The sequence below is a fragment of the Citrobacter sp. Ce119 genome, from assembly GCF_030334525.1.
GTDB classification, from domain to species: Bacteria; Pseudomonadota; Gammaproteobacteria; order Enterobacterales; family Enterobacteriaceae; genus Citrobacter; species Citrobacter europaeus.
Genome location: NZ_JAOWDR010000059.1, coordinates 607,655 through 628,779 on the forward strand (window position 1 = coordinate 607,655; position 21,125 = coordinate 628,779).

At 51.2% G+C, this 21,125-nt stretch carries 20 protein-coding genes; 8 read left to right on the forward strand and 12 right to left on the reverse strand.

Features of this window, described 5'->3' with window-relative positions; genetic code table 11:
- Nucleotides 1-53 precede the first annotated feature (53 nt).
- From fadM to bolA, 9 genes are all read right to left on the reverse strand, one after another.
- Complete coding sequence (fadM, locus tag OGV80_RS19875) at nucleotides 54-452, reverse strand: long-chain acyl-CoA thioesterase FadM (RefSeq protein WP_016152055.1); 399 nt, start codon at nucleotides 450-452, stop codon at nucleotides 54-56.
- 102 nt (nucleotides 453-554) lie between these two features.
- Nucleotides 555-929 carry a helix-hairpin-helix domain-containing protein gene (locus OGV80_RS19880; RefSeq protein ID WP_043015403.1) on the reverse strand — a complete coding sequence of 125 codons (375 nt, stop codon included), beginning with the start codon at nucleotides 927-929 and terminating at the stop codon, nucleotides 555-557.
- Between the two features lie 146 nt (nucleotides 930-1,075).
- Nucleotides 1,076-2,950, reverse strand: coding sequence for a peptidylprolyl isomerase (gene ppiD, locus OGV80_RS19885; protein WP_043015402.1), 1,875 nt, complete (start codon nucleotides 2,948-2,950; stop codon nucleotides 1,076-1,078).
- A 267-nt stretch (nucleotides 2,951-3,217) separates the two neighbouring features.
- Entirely contained in the window at nucleotides 3,218-3,508 is a 291-nt protein-coding gene (gene hupB, locus OGV80_RS19890; protein ID WP_219352570.1) for a nucleoid-associated protein HU-beta, read from the reverse strand.
- Between the two features lie 190 nt (nucleotides 3,509-3,698).
- The gene (lon, locus tag OGV80_RS19895; RefSeq protein ID WP_038638272.1) at nucleotides 3,699-6,053 is read right to left on the reverse strand and encodes an endopeptidase La; all 2,355 of its coding nucleotides are present in this window, start codon (nucleotides 6,051-6,053) and stop codon (nucleotides 3,699-3,701) included.
- 184 nt (nucleotides 6,054-6,237) lie between these two features.
- Nucleotides 6,238-7,512 (reverse strand): ATP-dependent protease ATP-binding subunit ClpX, encoded by a 1,275-nt coding sequence (clpX, locus tag OGV80_RS19900; RefSeq protein ID WP_003831013.1) that lies wholly within the window; start codon nucleotides 7,510-7,512, stop codon nucleotides 6,238-6,240.
- 126 nt (nucleotides 7,513-7,638) lie between these two features.
- Nucleotides 7,639-8,262, reverse strand: a complete 624-nt coding sequence (gene clpP, locus OGV80_RS19905; protein ID WP_003021624.1) for an ATP-dependent Clp endopeptidase proteolytic subunit ClpP — start codon at nucleotides 8,260-8,262, stop codon at nucleotides 7,639-7,641.
- A 247-nt stretch (nucleotides 8,263-8,509) separates the two neighbouring features.
- Nucleotides 8,510-9,808 (reverse strand): trigger factor, encoded by a 1,299-nt coding sequence (gene tig, locus OGV80_RS19910; RefSeq protein ID WP_003021622.1) that lies wholly within the window; start codon nucleotides 9,806-9,808, stop codon nucleotides 8,510-8,512.
- Nucleotides 9,809-10,152: 344 nt separating this feature from the next.
- A complete protein-coding gene (bolA, locus tag OGV80_RS19915; protein WP_003021619.1) occupies nucleotides 10,153-10,470 on the reverse strand; it encodes a transcriptional regulator BolA in 318 nt (105 codons plus the stop codon).
- A gap of 306 nt (nucleotides 10,471-10,776) precedes the next feature.
- Here bolA and OGV80_RS19920 point away from each other — a divergent pair, with 306 nt between their 5' ends.
- The 7 genes from OGV80_RS19920 (at nucleotide 10,777) to cyoE (ending at nucleotide 18,120) form a co-directional block, all read left to right on the forward strand.
- Nucleotides 10,777-11,355: a lipoprotein gene (locus tag OGV80_RS19920; protein WP_016152050.1), complete on the forward strand. Its 579-nt coding sequence runs from the start codon at nucleotides 10,777-10,779 to the stop codon at nucleotides 11,353-11,355.
- 44 nt (nucleotides 11,356-11,399) lie between these two features.
- Nucleotides 11,400-12,875, forward strand: coding sequence for a muropeptide MFS transporter AmpG (ampG, locus tag OGV80_RS19925; RefSeq protein ID WP_087053076.1), 1,476 nt, complete (start codon nucleotides 11,400-11,402; stop codon nucleotides 12,873-12,875).
- 459 nt (nucleotides 12,876-13,334) lie between these two features.
- Entirely contained in the window at nucleotides 13,335-14,282 is a 948-nt protein-coding gene (gene cyoA / locus OGV80_RS19930; protein WP_047413039.1) for a cytochrome o ubiquinol oxidase subunit II, read from the forward strand.
- Nucleotides 14,283-14,293: 11 nt separating this feature from the next.
- Nucleotides 14,294-16,285, forward strand: coding sequence for a cytochrome o ubiquinol oxidase subunit I (gene cyoB / locus OGV80_RS19935; protein WP_003831008.1), 1,992 nt, complete (start codon nucleotides 14,294-14,296; stop codon nucleotides 16,283-16,285).
- Nucleotides 16,275-16,889: a cytochrome o ubiquinol oxidase subunit III gene (locus OGV80_RS19940; RefSeq protein ID WP_003021608.1), complete on the forward strand. Its 615-nt coding sequence runs from the start codon at nucleotides 16,275-16,277 to the stop codon at nucleotides 16,887-16,889. The genes cyoB and OGV80_RS19940 overlap by 11 nt, the downstream gene beginning before the upstream one ends.
- Nucleotides 16,889-17,218 (forward strand): cytochrome o ubiquinol oxidase subunit IV, encoded by a 330-nt coding sequence (locus OGV80_RS19945; protein WP_087053078.1) that lies wholly within the window; start codon nucleotides 16,889-16,891, stop codon nucleotides 17,216-17,218. Before OGV80_RS19940 ends, OGV80_RS19945 begins: the two co-directional genes overlap by 1 nt.
- 11 nt (nucleotides 17,219-17,229) lie before the next feature.
- Nucleotides 17,230-18,120, forward strand: a complete 891-nt coding sequence (gene cyoE / locus OGV80_RS19950) for a heme o synthase (protein WP_003831005.1) — start codon at nucleotides 17,230-17,232, stop codon at nucleotides 18,118-18,120.
- A 63-nt stretch (nucleotides 18,121-18,183) separates the two neighbouring features.
- On the opposite strand, the gene OGV80_RS19955 is transcribed toward cyoE, so the two are convergent.
- From OGV80_RS19955 to OGV80_RS19965, 3 genes are read right to left on the reverse strand one after another with little or no spacing between them, the layout of a single operon-like run.
- Nucleotides 18,184-18,558 carry a DUF1493 family protein gene (locus tag OGV80_RS19955; RefSeq protein ID WP_087053079.1) on the reverse strand — a complete coding sequence of 125 codons (375 nt, stop codon included), beginning with the start codon at nucleotides 18,556-18,558 and terminating at the stop codon, nucleotides 18,184-18,186.
- Nucleotides 18,543-18,992, reverse strand: coding sequence for an STM2901 family protein (locus OGV80_RS19960; protein ID WP_087053080.1), 450 nt, complete (start codon nucleotides 18,990-18,992; stop codon nucleotides 18,543-18,545). The genes OGV80_RS19955 and OGV80_RS19960 overlap by 16 nt, the downstream gene beginning before the upstream one ends.
- Nucleotides 18,993-19,003: 11 nt before the next feature.
- On the reverse strand, nucleotides 19,004-19,486 hold the full coding sequence (locus OGV80_RS19965; protein WP_071445873.1) for an Hcp family type VI secretion system effector: 483 nt from the start codon (nucleotides 19,484-19,486) through the stop codon (nucleotides 19,004-19,006).
- A 182-nt stretch (nucleotides 19,487-19,668) separates the two neighbouring features.
- Here OGV80_RS19965 and OGV80_RS19970 point away from each other — a divergent pair, with 182 nt between their 5' ends.
- The gene (locus OGV80_RS19970) at nucleotides 19,669-21,033 is read left to right on the forward strand and encodes an MFS transporter (RefSeq protein ID WP_087053081.1); all 1,365 of its coding nucleotides are present in this window, start codon (nucleotides 19,669-19,671) and stop codon (nucleotides 21,031-21,033) included.
- The last annotated feature ends 92 nt before the right edge of the window (nucleotides 21,034-21,125 follow it).

Here is a 21,125-nt window from a genome sequence, read left to right on the forward strand (position 1 = left end):
GAGTGATGCCGGATGGCGCTTTTGCTTATCCGGCCTGCAGACACTCGCAGCCACTACTTCACCATCTGCTCCAATTTTTCGCGCAACTCCCCTTCAAGCGGCAGCGCTTTTTGCGTTTTCAAATCAATGCAGACGAAGGTAATCAACGCGTCTGCCACCACCTGTCCTTCCGGCTCCAGGGTGATGGTCTGGTTCAACACGCCGCTTTTACCATTTAGCTGTTGGACCTGGCTGGTGATGGTCAGCAGGTCACTCAGCACCGCAGGTCGGCGGTAGTTAATATTAATATTCACGACCACAAAAGCGATGTTGTGTGCGGTCATCCACTGAAAGCTGTCGCTGTTTTCCAGACCATCCCAGCGGGCTTCTTCCAGAAACTCCAGATAGCGGGCATTGTTAACGTGCTGATAGACATCAAGATGAAAACCACGAACTTTGATTTGTGTTTGCATAGCGCAGGAACCTTACGTTTTTATAGGAATATATTCAGGGTAGTGAGGCCATAACTGGTATGACCTCTCTAGTGTGGCAAATATTGGCCACTGCGCAAGTTATTAAAGTGTTAAAACTGCCAAATTACGCTCAACCAGCGAGCTACCCATGCCCGGCACCTGCTTTAAGTCCTCCACCGTTTTAAACGGTCCGTACTCTTCACGATAGCTCACAATCGCCTGCGCTTTCTTCAGACCAACGCCATTCATGACTCGAGCTAAATCCTCAGCAGAAGCACTGTTGATGCTTACCCTGGTACCTTCATCGTCGCTCGCTTTAGCCGCTGACGTGGCTTTGCTTTGCGCCACTGTGGAAGCATCCGCTTTGGCTTGAGTCGCCTGACTTTTGGCGACAGGCTCTGCAGCCAGTGCGCTTTGAGCCATGCCGGCACAGGTCAATGAAAGAGTGATAAGAAGGGTTTTGATTCCATGTTTCATACTGTTTTCTCCTTGTTTGTTAACAGTGGAATCACGATAGCGGGGTGCACAACGACAGACAAACGGCAAATATCAGAAATGGAAAAGGCCGCGAAAGCGGCCTTTTGTCGATACAACTTTTTGCAATTTTTTGCGAGCAGCCTCGGTTATTGCTGCTGTTCCAGCGCGTCACCGACTTTAATTTTTGCGGCTTTACGCAGGTTGCTCATCAGCGCTTCGAAGACAATCTGCGCGTTGTTCTGGGTAATCCCCTGAACCATCGCTTTCTTCTGCGCTTCAGGCATAGAACCGGCTTTCACCTCGTCCAGCGCCAGCAGAACAACATTACCCTGCATATCGTTCGCCACGCCGTAGCTCGGTTTGTCTTTCGCTGGCAGGCTCAGGCCAAAGGCCGCCTGGCTCAGCGGATCCTGCCCGGTACGGCTCAGGGTTTTCGCTTCGCCAAAGCTCAGACCCGCCGCTTTCATCGCTTCATCGCCTTTACCGGCTTTCAGATCCGCCAGCAGTTTATCGGCATCAAGCTTCGCCTGCTGCTCTGCTTTATTGTGCTTAACGAGCGCAGTTACCTGATCTTTCACTTCAGCCAGTGGCTTAACGGCTTCGGCTTTGTGTTCTGCAATACGCAGTACAAACGCACGATCGCCGTCCACGGTGATGATGTCGGAGTTACTGCCAGGCGTACCGTTTTCGCCAACCAGACCACCATTGAAAATGATGTCAGCGACCGGTTTGAAGTTCAGTTCTTCTGGCAGGCTGTCACGGCTAAACCAGCCCGTCTCAACCGCTTTCATGCCAGCAGCCTGCTCCGCGCCCGCCAAGGATTCGTTATCGTTGCTGGCGGCATCGCTCACTTTCTGCTGCAGTGCGTAATACGCGTCCAGCGCTTTTTCCTGCTTCACTTTCGCCGCAATGTCGTCACGGGCTTCGCTCAGCGGTTTAACCTGTGCAGGTTGTACGTCGTCAAGACGCGCAACGAGGAAACCAACGGAAGATTTAATCACGCCTGACAACTGGCCTTTTTCTTTCAGACCAGCACTTTTCAGCTCATCCGGAGTGGTGGAATCTTCCAGCCATCCCATGTCGCCGCCTTTACGGGCAGAGATGATGTCAGCAGATTTTTCTTTTGCCAGCGCAGCGAAATCACCGCCTTTGTTCAGTTCGTCCAGCACCGCTTTGGCTTCATCTTCCGTTTTGGTCTGAATGATGCTGTAGCGGTTACGCTGCGGCTGAGTGAACTGGTCCTGATGCTGGTCGTAGTAAGACTGAATATCCGCATCGCTGGCCGTCTCCTGCATAGCAGCGGCGTCCAGCTTGATGTAGCTCACGCGGAACTGTTCCGGCGTCATAAAGTTGTTTTTATTTTGCTCGTAGTAGCTGGCAACTTCCTGCTCGGTAACAGACTGCTTCGCGGCCAGTGCGTTAACGTCAATCGTCGCCTCGCGAACGATACGCTGCTGTGCAACCAGCGCCGCCAGCTCGTCCGTTTCGCCTTTCAGCATGAAGTCCGTACCGGCAACACCGTTGATCAGCTGCTGGGTAGTGAGCTGATTACGTAATGCCTGAGCGTACTGATCGGCGGTCATACCCATCTGATTAACAATCGCGTTGTAGCGGTTGTTATCAAATTTGCCGTCCACCTGGAACGCAGGCGTGGCGAAAATAGCCTGTTTGACCTGATCGTCGCTGATGTTGAGCTTAAGCTCGTGGGAGTACTGATCCAGCAGCGCTTCGTCAATAAGACGATTCAGCACCTGCTGACGCAGCGTTTTCATGTAGCCTTCGTTCGCAGCCAGTTCGGAGTATTGATCGCCCAGCTGTTGCTGCATGCGGTTACGTTCGCTGTTGAACGCATTCTCGAACTGCCCGCGGCTGATCTCCTGGCCATTCACTTTGGCGGCGAAGTTATTGCCCCCGCCAATCAGGTAACCACTCACGCCGGTCAAAATGAACGACACGATAATGATACCGAAAATAATCTTGAGCACGAGACTGTTAGCAGCCGTGCGTAAGCTGTCCATCATGGTGTAACCACACTCCGCTGTAGATGACTATACGCGTTATCTCTCAAGCCGCCTGCGCGCAGGCACAACAACGGCGGCAAGGATTTTGAGTATATATGCTTCACGCAGCATAGCGTTTCCTGAACGCTGCGCACAAAGGTCTATTGTGACAAGAAACAGGGGCAATTGTCAGCCCACAACGCGTAGAAAGTACCGGAATTACAAATAAAAAAGGCACATCAGTCGATGCGCCCTTGTACTTCGTCACATCCCCAAAGGGGAAATCACTTAGTTTACCGCGTCTTTCAGTGCTTTACCTGCACGGAAGCCCGGTACTTTAGCCGCGGCGATGGTGATCTCTTTACCTGTTTGCGGGTTGCGACCAGTACGGGCAGCACGCTCTTTAACGGCAAAAGTACCAAAACCTACCAGCGCTACGTCATCACCTTCTTTCAGAGATTCAGTAACAGAAGCAATAATTGCATCTAACGCACGTCCAGCCGCAGCTTTAGAGATATCAGCCCCTGCAGCAATTTTGTCGATCAGTTGAGATTTATTCACTCTTCTCTTCCTCTTTATAATTTATATCGCACCTGAATCCTTCAAAGTGCGAACGCGCAGCAGTTATATCAGGCCTGCCATGCCCTTACAACACCCGTTAATGATGGCAAGCCCAATCCGTCATCTAAATTAGCTATACAAAAAAAGGCTGGCAAGTCCGAAATGGCCTGCCAGCCCTGTTTTTATTAGTGCTCTTTGCGCGAGGTCACTATTTTGCGGTCACAACCTGCATTCCGGAGGGCTCATTTTGCAACGCAAGCGTCAGAACCTCCTCAATGCGTTTCACCGGATGGATGTCCAGATCGGCAATCACGTTGTCCGGAATCTCTTCCAGGTCACGTTTGTTTTCGTCTGGAATTAAGACCGTTTTAATACCACCACGGTGTGCCGCCAGCAGTTTTTCTTTCAAACCACCAATAGGCAGAACCTGACCACGCAGGGTGATCTCGCCGGTCATCGCCACGTCGGCGCGTACCGGGTTACCGGTCAGACAAGACACCAGCGCGGTACACATGGCAATACCCGCACTTGGACCATCTTTCGGCGTCGCCCCTTCAGGTACGTGAACGTGGATGTCGCGTTTTTCGTAAAAGTCCGGATTAATACCCAGTTTTTCCGCACGCGCCCGCACCACGGTCAGTGCTGCCTGAATGGATTCCTGCATGACTTCACCCAGCGAACCGGTGTAGGTCAGCTTACCTTTACCCGGTACGCAGGCGGTTTCGATAGTCAGTAGATCGCCGCCCACTTCCGTCCACGCCAGACCCGTTACCTGACCAACGCGGTTTTCGTTGTCCGCGCGGCCATAGTCAAAGCGTTGAACGCCCAGGTAATCGTGCAGGTTATCACCATTGATCACGATGTGTTTCAGCGACTTGTCGAGCAGCAGCTGTTTCACCGCTTTACGGCACAATTTGGAGATTTCGCGCTCCAGACTACGCACGCCGGCTTCACGGGTGTAGTAACGAATAATGCCCACAATGGCGCTATCGTCGACCGTTAGCTCTCCTTTTTTCAGCGCATTACGCTCAATCTGTTTCGGCAACAGGTGACGTTTAGCAATGTTCAGCTTCTCGTCTTCGGTATAACCGGACAGACGGATCACTTCCATACGATCCAGCAACGGCGCTGGAATATTCATGGAGTTAGAGGTCGCAACGAACATCACGTCGCTGAGGTCGTAGTCCACTTCAAGGTAGTGATCGCTGAACGCCACGTTCTGCTCTGGATCCAGCACCTCAAGCAGTGCGGAAGCCGGATCGCCACGCATGTCAGAAGACATTTTGTCGATCTCATCGAGCAGGAACAGCGGGTTTTTAACGCCCACTTTAGCCATTTTCTGGATCAGTTTACCCGGCATAGAGCCAATATAGGTCCGGCGGTGACCGCGAATTTCAGCTTCATCACGCACGCCGCCCAGCGCCATACGAATATATTTACGTCCGGTGGCTTTAGCGATGGACTGTCCCAGAGAAGTTTTACCTACCCCCGGCGGCCCAACCAGGCACAGGATCGGTCCCTTGATTTTGTTCACACGGCTTTGAACCGCGAGATACTCAAGGATACGATCTTTGACGCGTTCCAGACCGTAGTGGTCAGTATCGAGGATTTCCTGCGCCTGACGCAGGTCTTTTTTGACCTTGCTACGCGCATTCCACGGTACCTGAACCATCCAGTCGATGTAGCCACGCACTACGGTCGCTTCCGCGGACATCGGAGACATCATTTTCAGCTTCTGCAGTTCTGCTTCCGCTTTCTCTTTTGCCTCTTTCGGCATTTTCGCCGCGTCGATTTTACGCTTCAACGCTTCGTTTTCGTCCGGCGCATCGTCCATCTCGCCGAGCTCTTTCTGAATGGCTTTCATCTGCTCGTTCAGATAGTACTCACGCTGGGATTTTTCCATCTGCTTTTTCACGCGGTTGCGAATGCGTTTCTCAACCTGCAGCAGATCAATTTCAGACTCCATCATCGCCATCAGATATTCCAGACGTTCGTTAACGTCGGACATCTCCAGCACGGACTGCTTGTCAGCCAGTTTCAGCGGCATGTGTGCAGCGATGGTGTCCGCCAGACGTGCAGGATCGTCAATGCTGTTCAGCGACGTCAGCACTTCTGGTGGGATTTTCTTGTTCAGCTTGATATAGCCTTCGAACTGGCTGATAGCGGTACGCACCAGCACTTCCTGTTCGCGCTCATCAATGGCTGGCGAGTCAAGGTACTCCGCTTTCGCAGAGAAATGCTCGCCGTTGTCAGACAGCGCAGAAATACGCGCGCGCTGTAACCCCTCGACCAGCACTTTTACGGTGCCGTCAGGCAGTTTCAGCATCTGCAGAATAGAGGCCACGGTCCCGACGGTGAAAAGATCGTTTACACCCGGCTCATCCGTTGACGCTTCTTTCTGTGCGACCAGCATGATTTTTTTATCATGGTCCATAGCCGCTTCCAGACAACGGATAGATTTTTCCCGCCCTACAAATAAGGGTATGACCATGTGCGGATAAACCACCACATCGCGCAACGGCAATACGGGGATTTCAATGCGTTCAGAACGCTCAGGATTCATAGAGCTCTCTCTTAGTTTAGTTTCCGCCAGGTAATCAGGTGGTACGACTGTGCTCCACACCACCTTTAACATGTATGTCAGTATATGGGGATGTTTCCCACACATTCAACGCCATGTTTACGGAAAAATAAAAGGGGAGATAAAATCCCCCCTTTTTAATTAAATGTCTGTATGAATTGATGAATTATTCGCCAGATGCCTGCTGCGCTTCCGGCTTACCGTAAATAAGCAATGGCTTGCTCTGACCGCCAATCACCGACTCATCGATCACCACTTTTTCGACGTCTTCCATAGACGGCAGATCGTACATGGTGTCGAGCAGCGCGGCTTCGACGATTGAACGCAGACCACGAGCACCAGTTTTACGCGCCATCGCTTTCTTGGCGATCGCATCCAGCGCTTCCTCACGGAACTCCAGATCGACACCTTCAAGATTGAACAGCGCCTGGTACTGCTTGGTCAGGGCGTTTTTCGGCTCTTTGAGGATCTGAATCAATGCTTCTTCGCTCAACTCGCTCAGCGTCGCGACAACCGGCAGACGACCGATGAACTCAGGGATCAGACCAAATTTGATCAGATCTTCTGGTTCTACCTGCGACAGCAGTTCACCTTCGCTGGCTTTGTCAGACTGCGCTTTTACCGTTGCGCCAAAACCAATGCCGGAGCCGGTTTCAACACGGTTAGCAATCACTTTATCCAGACCGGCAAAGGCACCGCCACAGATAAACAGGATCTTAGAGGTGTCAACCTGCAGGAATTCCTGTTGAGGATGTTTACGACCACCCTGCGGCGGAACGGCAGCAACCGTACCTTCGATCAGTTTCAACAGCGCCTGCTGTACGCCTTCGCCGGAAACGTCACGGGTAATGGACGGGTTATCGGACTTACGAGAAATCTTGTCAATTTCATCGATATAGACGATCCCGCGCTGTGCTTTCTGCACATCGTAATCGCATTTCTGCAGCAGCTTCTGAATAATATTTTCAACATCTTCACCCACATAACCGGCTTCGGTCAGCGTGGTGGCGTCGGCCATCGTGAACGGAACGTCCAGCAGGCGCGCCAGCGTTTCAGCCAGCAGCGTTTTACCGGAACCCGTCGGGCCAATCAGCAGGATGTTACTTTTGCCCAACTCGACGCCATTGCTGGTGTCGCCGTTGCGCAGACGTTTGTAATGGTTGTATACCGCGACCGCCAGCACTTTCTTCGCCTGCTCCTGACCGATAACGTAATCGTCCAGGTGGTTGCGAATTTCATGTGGCGTCGGCAGCGCACTGCGTTCACGGTGCGGTGCTACTTCCTTAATCTCTTCGCGAATGATGTCGTTACATAAATCAACACATTCGTCGCAGATATACACGGATGGTCCGGCAATCAGCTTACGCACTTCATGCTGGCTTTTGCCGCAAAAAGAGCAGTACAACAATTTGCCCGAGCCATCTTTGCGTTTATCTGTCATGGGTCAAAACCTCTTCTTTGTTCTTTGTGCCGCACACGACGACGCAAATGCCATTCTCAGGCGCAAGACGCTAGTCAGCGTTGTGCCGCTCCAGGTAATTATAGCGGCACACCTGCGCGCTGGGCATTAATTACGATGGGTCAAAATCGAGTCGACCAGACCGTACTCTACCGCTTCAGAAGCGGAGAGGAAGCGATCGCGCTCGGTATCACGTTCAATCTGCTCAAGAGATTGACCCGTATGATGCGCCATAAGTTCGTTCATGCGCCCTTTTACCTTCAGGATTTCACGGGCATGAATTTCAATATCCGTTGCCTGGCCCTGGTAACCGCCCAGAGGCTGGTGGATCATGACGCGAGAGTTAGGCAGGCAAAAACGTTTACCTTTCGCCCCGGCAGTCAGCAGGAACGCGCCCATTGAGGCCGCCTGGCCCATACAAATGGTGCTGACGTCCGGCTTAATAAACTGCATGGTGTCATAGATAGACATCCCGGCAGTGATCACTCCACCAGGGGAGTTGATGTACAGGTAGATATCTTTTTCTGGGTTTTCTGCTTCCAGGAACAGCATCTGCGCCACGATCAGGTTAGCCATATGGTCTTCGACCTGGCCGGTCAGAAAAATGACGCGTTCCTTAAGTAGACGAGAATAGATATCAAAAGAGCGCTCACCACGTGAGGTCTGTTCAATGACCATCGGCACCAGCGCCATATGGGGTGCAAAGTTATCTCGTTCGCCGCTGTATGACATTTCCGTCTCCTGGATAAAATTTGAAAAAACCTGCTGTGCTGATTGTAACCTTATGGACGGATTATCAGCTAGTCCCTCAGTAATGGGTACGACATCGCCATAATTCAAGCATAACAATCTTTTGTTGTAACGCTAACACTGAAACGCTGTTTTCGCACTCTTCCCATGCAAAATGCGTGACAAAAAAAAACCCGCCACCAAAAGGTGACGGGCTTGCGTACGAAATTCGAGCTAAAAAAGCGACGAATTACGCCTGCTGGTTCATCAGCTCATTGAAGGAAGTGGCTTTTTCAGTCACTTTCGCTTTCGCCAGAACGGCTTCAACAGCCTGCTCTTCCAGAGCGACGTTACGCATATTGTCCATCAGCTCTTTATTTTTGCTGTAGAACTCAACAACTTCTTTCGGATCTTCGTAAGCAGAAGCCATCTCTTCGATCAGGCCTTTAACGCGATCTTCATCAGCTTTCAGCTCGTTGGTGCGAATCACTTCGCCCAGCAGCAGACCGACAACTACGCGACGCTTAGCCTGTTCTTCGAACAGTTCACGCGGCAGTTCCAGAGCTTGTTTCTCGTTGCCGCCGAAACGCTGTGCAGCCTGACGACGCAGAACGTCGATTTCGCTGTCGATCAGAGCAGCCGGAACGTCGATGTCGTTAGCTTTTACCAGACCTTCGATCGCCTGAGACTTAACGCGGTTACGCACAGCGCCTTTCAGCTCGCGTTCCATGTTTTTGCGTACTTCAGCGCGCAGACCTGCTACGGAACCATCTTCAACGCCGAAACGTTTGATGAATTCTTCAGTCAGTTCCGGCAGCTCGCGTTCTTCAACTTTCTTCAGGTTGATAACGAACTTAGCGGCTTTACCTTTCAGGTTTTCAGCGTGGTACTCTTCTGGGAAAGTCACGTCGATAGTGAACTCTTCGCCAGCTTTGTGGCCTTTAACGCCTTCTTCAAAGCCCGGGATCATACGACCCTGGCCCATCGCCAGTACGAAGTCAGACGCTTTGCCGCCTTCGAACTCTTCGCCGTCTACAGAACCGGTGAAGTCGATGGTTACACGGTCTTCTGCATCAGCAGCGCCGTCTTTGTCTTTCCAGGTAGCCTGCTGCTTACGCAGGGTATCCAGCATCACGTCAACGTCAGCGTCGGTGACTTCAACAACCGGTTTTTCAACTTCGATTGCTTCCAGGCCAGTCAGCTCAACTTCCGGGTAAACTTCGAACTCTACCGCGTAAGTAAAATCTTCACCCAGTTTGTATTCGCCCGGAACGTAGTTCGGTGCGCCAGCCGGATTGATTTTTTCTTTGATGATCGCGTCAACGAAGTTGCGGCTCATCAGGTCACCCAGAACGTCCTGGCGAACAGATGCGCCATAACGCTGAGCAACAACATTCATCGGTACTTTTCCTTTGCGGAAACCGTCAATACGCACTTTCTTCGCTACGTTGACCAGCTCGCTTTTCACAGCGGTCTCGATGCTGTCAGCAGCGATAGTAATCGTTACACGGCGGCCAAGGCCTTGAGTGGTTTCAACTGAAACTTGCATCTTGTTACCTCAAAAAATCACAGTGCTCGGTCAACTCTTCTCCGCAAGCACAGGTTGTTGGCTTCGCGGAACTGGGATGTTCTCATAAGCAATCACATTCCCTGTCGTCAGAATCATCCCGAAGACATTCCGAAAAATAAGACGCGCATTATAGCGGCATCACTTTTATGAGTCGAGAACGGTTATCGCGCGTTGCTGCGGCTTTTTTCACAATTCCCGGCTAATTTTTGTCTGAATACTGTACGAGCGCCCCAGAATTCAGACAAAACAAAACGGCCCGCAGGCCGTTTTCACATAATCTGTAGCAACATACTGGAAAAGCGTCGGTTGTTGCAAATCCGTTTTTACGCGATGCTTCCCGCCCCACGACACGGAGGCGATGCAAAAATCGTATCCTGCAACGCTTCCCACTCCTTAATGGTATAGGTATGCAGGGCAAGCGCATGAACGGTTGTGGAAAGCTCCGCCGTTAATGTGCTGTAAATCATCCGATGACGATTAAGAAAACGTTCACCTGTAAAGCGATCGCTAACCAGCACAACCTTAAAGTGGCTTTCAGAACCAGCCGGGACATTGTGACGATAGCTTTCATCCACAACTTCGAGGAATACGGGTTCGAACGCTGCCCTTAATTTTTCTTCTATTTGCTCACGAATCATCATGAAATTTTTCCTCCGACAACGCTGAGATGTCACCCATCCCTTTAAATACTAGCCGCTTTTACCGTTTTCATTACACCTTAGCAACAAAAAATTAGCCCTTGTCTGATTTTCTCAGCCAAACGGATGAAGTTCACTGAATCTACCCTTCGATTTATTGCAAAAAGTCCGTTTATGGTCTCCACAAAGTCATAAAACGGACAACACAATGAATTTACATGCGTTACCCACTTCCCCTCATCGTTGGCGATGTTATGATGGCGGGAATTTTCTCCAACCATACAATTTAGATTCGCTGAGAGCCCTGGCATGTTTAAAAAAATCCTCGTCCCGTTTGTCGCGCTGTTTATGTTAGCTGGATGCGCAACGCCGCCGACCACTATTGAAGTTTCCCCAAAAATCACTCTGCCGCAGCAGGACCCAAGCCTGATGGGCGTGACCGTTAGCATCAACGGTGCCGACCAGCGTCAGGATCAGGCGCTGGCAAAAGTCACCCGTGACAACCAGTTGGTTACCCTGACCGCGTCTCGCGATCTGCGCTTCCTGCTGCAAGAAGTACTGGAAAAACAGATGACCGCACGCGGTTATATGATTGGGCCAAACGGTGCAGTCAACCTGCAAATTATTGTTAGCCAACTGTATGCTGACGTGTCTCAGGGTAGCGTGCGTTACAACATCGCCACCAAGGCAGACATCGCCATCATCGCGACCGCCGCTAACGGCAACAAGATGACCAAAAACTACCGCGCAAGCTATTCTGTTGAGGGCGCACTGCAGGCCTCTAACAAAAATATCGCTGACGCCGTTAACAGCGTACTGACCGACACCATCGCTGATATGTCTCAGGACACCAGCGTTCACGATTTCATCAAGCAGAACGCTCGTTAATTTCTGCCCATATGGCCCGGCGCTCGTCGGGCCTATAGAAGCCCATGTCCAGTCATTACTTACGTATTTTTCAGCAACCACGTTCAGCTATCCTGCTCATACTGGGATTCGCCTCCGGTTTACCGCTCGCTCTGACCTCGGGTACGCTTCAGGCGTGGATGACGGTCGAGAATATCGATCTTAAAACCATTGGATTCTTTTCTCTGGTCGGCCAGGCCTACGTGTTTAAGTTCCTCTGGTCCCCGCTAATGGACCGCTACACTCCGCCGTTTTTAGGTCGACGCCGGGGTTGGCTGCTGGCAACCCAGGTACTGTTACTGATTTCTATCGCCGCGATGGGTTTTCTGGAACCTGGTACGCAGCTGCGCTGGATGGCCGCGCTTGCGGTGGTGATCGCGTTTTGCTCAGCATCGCAGGACATCGTCTTTGATGCCTGGAAAACCGACGTGTTGCCCGCCGAAGAACGCGGCACCGGTGCGGCTATCAGCGTGCTGGGCTATCGCTTAGGGATGCTGGTTTCCGGTGGGCTGGCCCTGTGGATGGCCGATCGCTGGCTGGGCTGGCAGGGCATGTACTGGCTGATGGCAGCACTACTGATACCTTGTATCATCGCGACCCTGTTGGCCCCCGAACCGACTGATGCCATTCCGGTGCCCAAAACGCTGGAGCAGGCGGTAGTCGCCCCGCTGCGCGACTTCTTTGGTCGTAACAACGCCTGGCTGATCCTGCTGCTGATTGTGCTGTATAAGCTTGGGGATGCTTTCGCCATGAGCCTGACCACCACCTTTTTAATTCGCGGCGTTGGGTTTGATGCGGGTGAAGTTGGCGTGGTGAATAAAACGCTCGGGCTGCTGGCCACCATCGTTGGCGCGCTGTACGGCGGGATCCTGATGCAGCGCCTTTCGCTGTTTCGCGCCTTGCTGATTTTCGGCATCCTGCAGGGGGCGTCGAATGCGGGTTATTGGTTACTATCCATCACTGACAAACACATGTTCAGTATGGCGGCCGCCGTCTTCTTTGAAAACCTGTGCGGTGGAATGGGCACGGCAGCGTTTGTCGCCTTATTAATGACGCTGTGCAATAAGTCCTTCTCAGCGACTCAGTTCGCCCTGCTCTCCGCGCTTTCAGCGGTTGGTCGCGTTTACGTTGGCCCGGTAGCGGGTTGGTTTGTCGAAGCGCACGGTTGGCCAACGTTTTATTTGTTCTCCGTGTTTGCCGCGATCCCCGGCCTCATACTGCTGCTGGTTTGTCGTCAGACGCTGGAGCATAGCTGGAAAAATGAAAGCTTTATTCCACGCACGGAATTTCGTGGGGCGTACAGCCTGGCATTAATGACGTTGGTAGCGGGCTGCTGCTTACTGCTGGCTTGGCTACTGCTGTTAACTATGAACGCACTGGATTACACCAACTTCTCCTTCCTGCCGGAACTGCTTGAAGTCTCAGTGGTGGTCGCGGTCTGTGGAGTCGTTTTTGGTGGATTGCTGGATTATCTGGCACTGCGCAAAACCCGTCTGGCGTAACAATCCGCATTAATATCGCCGTTGTAATCACCTTGCGTAATTATAACGGCTAAATAAACAACAATCGCTAAAAATATAATTTGTTATTTTGTGCGCCAAAGAATTTGGAAATTATTGACGCCTTTTATATATACTATTTTCCTTACTCGATTCAGCCACTACAGATTTATTTTTTGTTCTTTAATTGTCTTTTTATTGATAATCAATTGTTAAACAATTGTTTTATTTTCGTATTGGTTATACCAATTGCCCTCAGCAAGTCCCTCGCCTGCCCGCTTTCGTTATAACGTGATGTTGCAACAGGTTCTTAAAGCCAAAGCGACATATATTGCAACATATGTGACATGCGCGGCAGAACCCAGTAACACAGATCCAAGGATGTTTACAGTAATGTAACCTTCCCGTAAAATGACCTCACACTTTAAACGCCACCCGGTCCCGTGGAATTGAGGTCGTTAAATGAGACTCAGGAAATACAATAAAAGTTTGGGATGGTTGTCATTAATTGCAGGCACTGCGTTACTCAGTGGCTGTAATTCTGCGCTGCTTGACCCTAAAGGACAGATTGGACTGGAACAACGTTCATTGATACTGACGGCATTTGGCCTGATGTTGATTGTCGTTATTCCCGCCATCTTGATGGCTGTTGGTTTTGCCTGGAAGTATCGTGCAAGCAATAAAGATGCGAAGTACAGCCCGAACTGGTCACACTCCAATAAAGTGGAAGCTGTGGTCTGGACGGTGCCGATCTTAATCATTATTTTCCTTGCCGTACTGACCTGGAAAACCACTCACGCTCTTGAGCCAAGCAAACCGCTGGCGCATGACGAGAAGCCCATTACCATCGAAGTGGTTTCCATGGACTGGAAATGGTTCTTCATCTATCCGGAACAGGGTATCGCTACCGTGAATGAAATCGCCTTCCCGGCGAATACTCCGGTTGAGTTCAAAGTGACGTCCAACTCCGTGATGAACTCCTTCTTTATCCCGCGTCTGGGTAGCCAGATTTATGCCATGGCCGGTATGCAGACTCGACTGCATCTGATCGCCAACGAAGCCGGTACTTATGATGGTATCTCCGCAAGCTATAGCGGACCTGGCTTCTCCGGTATGAAGTTCAAGGCTATCGCAACAAAGGACCGCGCCGAATTCGACCAATGGGTTGCTAAAGCTAAACAGTCCACGAACACCATGAGCGACATGGCAGCGTTCGAGAAAGTGGCTGTGCCAAGTGAATACAACCAGGTGGAATACTTCTCCAACGTGAAACCCGATTTGTTTAAAGACGTTATTAACAAATTTATGGCTCACGGTAAGAGCATGGACATGACCCAACCCGAAGGTGAGCACAGCGCACACGAAGGCATGGACATGAGCCACGCGGAATCCGCCCACTCCAAGGGTTGAGGAAGAATACGATGTTCGGAAAATTGACGCTGGATGCAGTGCCGTTCCATGAACCCATTGTCATGGTTACGATCGCTGCAATAATCATCGGTGGTGCGGCCTTACTGGGCCTAATCACTTACTTCGGTAAGTGGACCTATCTATGGAAAGAGTGGCTGACTTCTGTTGACCACAAACGCCTTGGCATCATGTATGTCATCGTTGCAATCGTCATGTTGATTCGTGGCTTTGCCGACGCCATCATGATGCGTAGCCAGCAAGCGCTGGCTTCTGCAGGTGAAGCGGGCTTCCTGCCACCTCACCACTACGATCAGATCTTCACGGCTCACGGCGTGATTATGATCTTCTTCGTGGCAATGCCATTTGTTATCGGTCTGATGAACCTGGTGGTTCCGCTGCAGATCGGCGCTCGTGACGTTGCGTTCCCGTTCCTGAACAACCTGAGCTTCTGGTTCACCGTTGTCGGCGTAATCCTGGTTAACCTGTCTCTGGGCGTGGGAGAGTTCGCACAGACCGGTTGGCTGGCGTACCCGCCGCTCTCGGGAATAGAGTACAGTCCAAGCGTCGGGGTCGATTATTGGATATGGGCAGTTCAGTTGTCAGGTATTGGTACCACTCTGACCGGTATCAACTTCTTTGTGACCATCATTAAGATGCGTGCGCCAGGAATGACCATGTTCAAGATGCCGGTATTTAGCTGGGCATCTCTGTGTGCGAACATCCTGATTATCGCTTCTTTCCCAATCCTGACGGTTACCGTCGCGTTGCTGACCCTGGATCGCTATCTGGGTACCCATTTCTTTACCAACGATATGGGCGGCAACATGATGATGTACATCAACCTGATTTGGGCCTGGGGCCATCCGGAAGTGTACATTCTGGTTCTGCCGGTGTTCGGTGTATTCTCCGAAATCGCTGCAACCTTCTCGCGTAAACGTCTGTTTGGCTACACCTCACTGGTGTGGGCAACCGTGTGTATCACCGTTTTGTCGTTCGTTGTTTGGCTGCACCACTTCTTCACCATGGGTGCGGGCGCTAACGTAAACGCCTTCTTCGGTATTACCACCATGATTATCGCCATCCCGACCGGGGTGAAGATTTTCAACTGGCTGTTCACCATGTATCAGGGCCGTATCGTATTCCACTCAGCGATGCTGTGGACGATTGGCTTTATCGTCACCTTCTCAGTCGGCGGCATGACCGGCGTACTGCTGGCGGTGCCGGGTGCGGACTTCGTACTGCACAACAGTCTGTTCCTGATTGCGCACTTCCATAACGTTATCATCGGCGGCGTTGTATTTGGATGCTTCGCTGGTATGACCTACTGGTGGCCAAAAGCGTTTGGCTTCACGCTGAACGAAACCTGGGGTAAACGCGCGTTCTGGTTCTGGATCATCGGCTTCTTCGTGGCATTTATGCCGCTGTACGTGCTGGGCTTCATGGGTATGACCCGTCGCCTCAGCCAGCAGATTGACCCGCAGTTCCATCCGATGCTGGTCGTTGCCGCCTGCGGTGCCGCGCTGATTGCACTGGGTATCCTGTGCCAGCTGATTCAGATCTTCGTTTCTATTCGCGACCGCGAGCAGAACCGTGACCTGACCGGTGACCCATGGGGTGGTCGTACGCTGGAGTGGGCAACTTCTTCCCCGCCTCCGTTCTATAACTTTGCCGTTGTGCCGCACGTTCACGAGCGTGATGCCTTCTGGGAAATGAAAGAAAAAGGTGAAGCGTACAAGCAGCCTGCGCACTATGAAGAAATTCATATGCCGAAGAACAGCGGTGCCGGTATCGTCATTACCGCCTTCGCAACACTGTTTGGTTTCGCCATGATCTGGCATATCTGGTGGCTGGCGATTGCAAGCTTCGCAGGCATGATCATCAGCTGGATTGTGAAAAGCTTTGATGAAGACGTGGATTACTACGTGCCGGTCCCGGAAGTCGAAAAACTGGAAAACCAGCATTTCGATGAGATTACTAAGGCAGGGCTGAAAAATGGCAACTGATACTTTAACGCACGCGACTGCCCACGCGCACGAACACGGGCACCACGATGCAGGCCAGACCAAGATCTTCGGATTCTGGATCTACCTGATGAGCGACTGCATTCTGTTCTCTATTCTGTTTGCAACCTATGCCGTTCTGGTGAACGGCACCGCAGGTGGCCCAACAGGTAAGGACATTTTTGAACTGCCGTTCGTTCTGGTTGAAACATTCCTGCTGTTATTCAGCTCCATTACTTACGGCATGGCAGCGATTGCCATGTACAAGAACAACAAGAGCCAGGTTATCTCCTGGCTGGCGTTGACCTTCTTGTTCGGTGCCGGATTCATCGGGATGGAACTCTATGAATTCCATCACCTGATTGTTAACGGTATGGGCCCGGATCGCAGCGGCTTCCTGTCTGCGTTCTTCGCGCTGGTCGGCACGCACGGTCTGCACGTTACCTCCGGTCTTATCTGGATGGCGGTGCTGATGGTGCAAGTTGCTCGTCGCGGCCTGACCAGTACTAACCGCACCCGCATCATGTGTCTGAGTCTGTTCTGGCACTTCCTTGATGTGGTGTGGATCTGTGTGTTCACTGTTGTTTATCTGATGGGGGCGATGTAATGAGTCATTCTAACGAGAGCGGCGGCGCATCCCATGGCAGCGTAAAAACCTACATGACAGGTTTTATCCTGTCGATCATCCTGACGGTCATTCCGTTCTGGATGGTCATGACGGGTGCTGCCTCTCCGGCCGTCATTCTGGGAACTATTCTGGCAATGGCAGTGGTACAGATTCTGGTGCACCTGGTGTGCTTCCTGCACATGAATAGCAAATCTGATGAAGGTTGGAACATGACGGCCTTTGTCTTTACTGTGCTAATCATCGCCATCCTGGTTGTGGGCTCCATCTGGATTATGTGGAACCTTAACTACAACATGATGATGCACTAAGAGCGGCGATTATGATGTTTAAGCAATACCTGCAAGTAACGAAACCAGGCATCATCTTTGGCAACCTGATCTCGGTGATTGGGGGATTCCTGCTGGCCTCGAAAGGCAGCATTGATTATCCCCTGTTTATCTACACGCTGGTTGGGGTGTCACTGGTTGTGGCGTCGGGTTGTGTATTTAACAACTACATCGACAGGGATATCGACAGGAAGATGGAGAGGACCAAAAACCGCGTGCTGGTTAAAGGTCTGATTTCCCCTGCGGTCTCGCTGGTATACGCCACCCTGCTGGGTATTGCTGGCTTTATGCTGCTGTGGTTTGGCGCGAACCCTCTGGCCTGCTGGCTGGGGGTAATGGGCTTCGTGGTCTATGTGGGCGTTTATAGCCTGTACATGAAGCGCCATTCCGTTTATGGCACGCTGATTGGCTCACTCTCCGGCGCTGCGCCGCCGGTGATTGGCTACTGCGCCGTAACCGGTGAGTTCGATAGCGGTGCGCTGATTCTGCTGGCTATCTTCAGCCTGTGGCAAATGCCGCACTCTTACGCGATTGCGATTTTCCGCTTCAAGGATTATCAGGCTGCCAACATCCCTGTACTGCCAGTGGTAAAAGGCATTTCGGTCGCGAAGAACCATATCACGCTGTATATCGTGGCATTTGCTATCGCCACGCTGATGCTAACCTTGGGCGGTTATGCAGGTTATAAATACCTGATTGTTGCGGCGGCGGTGAGCGTCTGGTGGTTGGGCATGGCGCTGCGCGGTTATAAAGTGGAAGATGACAGAGTCTGGGCGCGCAAGCTGTTCGGCTTCTCCATCATCGCCATTACCGCGCTCAGCGTGATGATGTCCGTCGACTTTATGGTGCCAAACTCGCAGAACCTGCTGACTTACGTCTGGTAAAATCTGCGGATACGAAAAGGGTGCTTCGGCACCCTTTTTTATTACTAAGCAGTTTGGAGAGCATTAGGTCTCGTCTTTTTGTTTATCATCCCAGACCTCAAAAAGCCATTTCCCCGCTTCAGCCGACTCAGCAAACATCCTTACGGTTAACGGTATGCGTGTTGCTTCCACTTCTTCCCGGTTAGCTTTGAACCACCGAGTCAGAAGAGGCGTGTTTTCCCAAGGAAAATAGCGGGTCCAGTCAACATTCGATAAATCTACATTGAATACTTTCTGAAACTCTTCTACTGCATCTGAGAGGTCGTCTCGTGGCTCATCGAATAAATCTGTGTCCAATTCTAATGGGATCTCATTTCCGTCTTTATCGTCGTATCCAGGTATCTCCTTCCTGAATAGCTTCAACACTTCATTTTGTATGCTCATTAGAAAGATGTCCACTGTATGCGATCTTTTGGGCGGGCAATCAGATTGTATTTATTCTGTGTACGCCGTGAGATCTGGTAAATAGCGTTGGTTAACGCCACCCATCCTAACCAAGGGCAATAACGCCCAATCACAGCAGCAACCTTGTTAGTTTTCTTCATGGTAAAACCAACTGGTGTTTTAACTCTGAGACCAAAAGGTAATCGCATATCTCTCAGTATAATTCTTGCGTACTTTGAGGCAACACTTGTTCCTTTAGTCGCGTCTCGTGGTTTTTGCCTTGTCTTTAACCAGGGCTGACCAGCCAGAATAGCTGCTCCCGATTCAATGCCAATTCCTAACTCATCACAAAACTGTTCCAGAAAGATGAGATCATACAATTCCCCAGCTGATAGATTGCTGTGACCATGATACCAATAGGTTCCATTCACTTCTTCAGTGGTGTCCATTCAATCACCCATTATGCCGTCTGCCGGTCATTCCATGCGTCGGTATAGATAATGTTCCCGTCGCAATGCTTCCAGGTGATTTTTTCGTAGCGTAATTCTATGGTTTCAAGATGGTTATTGTTCATGTCCTCTGGACCAGCCATCGTGGGAGAAACGGAGACAATCCGCACGCCTTCCAGAAACATATTGAAGTATTCAACTTCCTGACCCGCATCATTAATTTTGTACCAACGAATCTCTGCGGACTTAAGATTCTGACCAGAAGCGACCGCTTTGTATAAATACGGGCTAGAGTAGTCAAACTCTTTGACGATCATCATCGGTGAATGCTGGCGTGTGCCTGTCGGTTTACCCGTTGCATTATCTGTTGGAATAGACAGATTGTGATGAAAACCTTTAAATTCAATACTGTATTCTCTTCCCTTTACATCACACCCGCCCTTTATCAGCGCGCCACCATCGTCATAAATCCACATATTGCCTGGAATCGCCATTTTCCTTTTCCCTCTTTCCATTAGAAACAACCACAAAAAGACTACACCCGTAATTATCACAAGTAAATTAGTTGCGTTGGCAATTATTTCAATTATCCCACTACACAATTCCACATATCGTAGAGGTTTACCCCACCCCTTCCCCGCTTTACACTAGGCGCGAAATTAATACAGAGGTGGGAATGAACGATTACAAAATGACGCCCGGTGAGTTGCGCGCCACCTGGGGTTTAGGGACCGTATTTTCGTTGCGCATGCTTGGCATGTTTATGGTCCTGCCGGTTCTGACCACGTACGGTATGGCGCTACAGGGTGCCAGCGAAGCCTTGATCGGACTCGCTATCGGTATTTATGGCCTGGCGCAAGCCGTTTTCCAAATCCCCTTTGGTCTGCTCTCTGACCGCATCGGGCGTAAGCCGCTTATCGTCGGCGGACTGGCGGTATTCGTTCTCGGCAGCATAATTGCCGCCCTCTCCGATTCAATCTGGGGCATTATTCTTGGTCGTGCCCTACAAGGTTCTGGCGCGATTGCTGCTGCCGTAATGGCGCTGCTGTCCGACTTAACCCGTGAGCAAAACCGAACGAAAGCGATGGCGTTTATCGGCGTCAGCTTTGGTATCACTTTCGCCATTGCGATGGTGCTGGGGCCGATCGTTACCCATGCGCTGGGGCTAAACGCGCTGTTCTGGATGATTGCCGCTCTTGCTACCACGGGTATCGTGCTAACCATTTGGGTCGTTCCCAACAGTACCAACCACGTGCTGAACCGCGAGTCGGGCATGGTAAAAGGCAGCTTCAGCAAAGTGCTGGCGGAACCTAAACTGCTGAAGCTCAACTTCGGCATCATGTGTCTGCACATTTTGCTGATGTCTACCTTCGTCGCCTTACCGGGCCAACTGGCGAAAGCAGGCTTCCCCGCCGCCGAACACTGGAAAATTTATCTGGTGACGATGCTGCTGTCCTTTGTTTCCGTGGTGCCGTTCATCATTTACGCCGAAGTGAAGCGCCGGATGAAACGCGTGTTCCTCGCCTGCGTGTTACTGATTCTTATTGCAGAAATTGTATTGTGGAGCGCTAACATTCGTTTCTGGGGGCTGATTGCGGGCGTTCAGATATTCTTCCTCGCCTTCAACCTGATGGAAGCCCTCCTCCCCTCGCTTATCAGTAAAGAATCTCCGGCTGGCTATAAAGGCACGGCGATGGGCGTTTACTCCACCAGCCAGTTCATCGGCGTGGCGATTGGCGGTTCGCTCGGCGGTTGGGTAGTCGAAATGTTTGATGGTCAGGCGGTATTCCTGGCTGGTGCGCTTCTGGCAGCAGTGTGGTTATTGGTGGCAAGTACAATGAAAGAGCCGCCGTATGTCAGCAGCCTGCGGGTGGAAATCCCACCTGAAATTGCTGCGGATGACACCCTGAAGCAGCGTCTGCTGGCTAAAGAAGGGATAAGCGAAGTGTTAATTGTCGCGAAAGAGCACTCGGCCTACGTGAAAATCGACAGCAAAGTGACGAATCGATTTGAGGTTGAGCAGGCCATCAGCCAGGCGTGAAGATTGCCGGATGGCGGCTATCACCTTATCCGGCCTACCAATAGCGTGTGCTACCTGTAGGCCTGATAAGCGTAGCGCCATCAGGCATTACG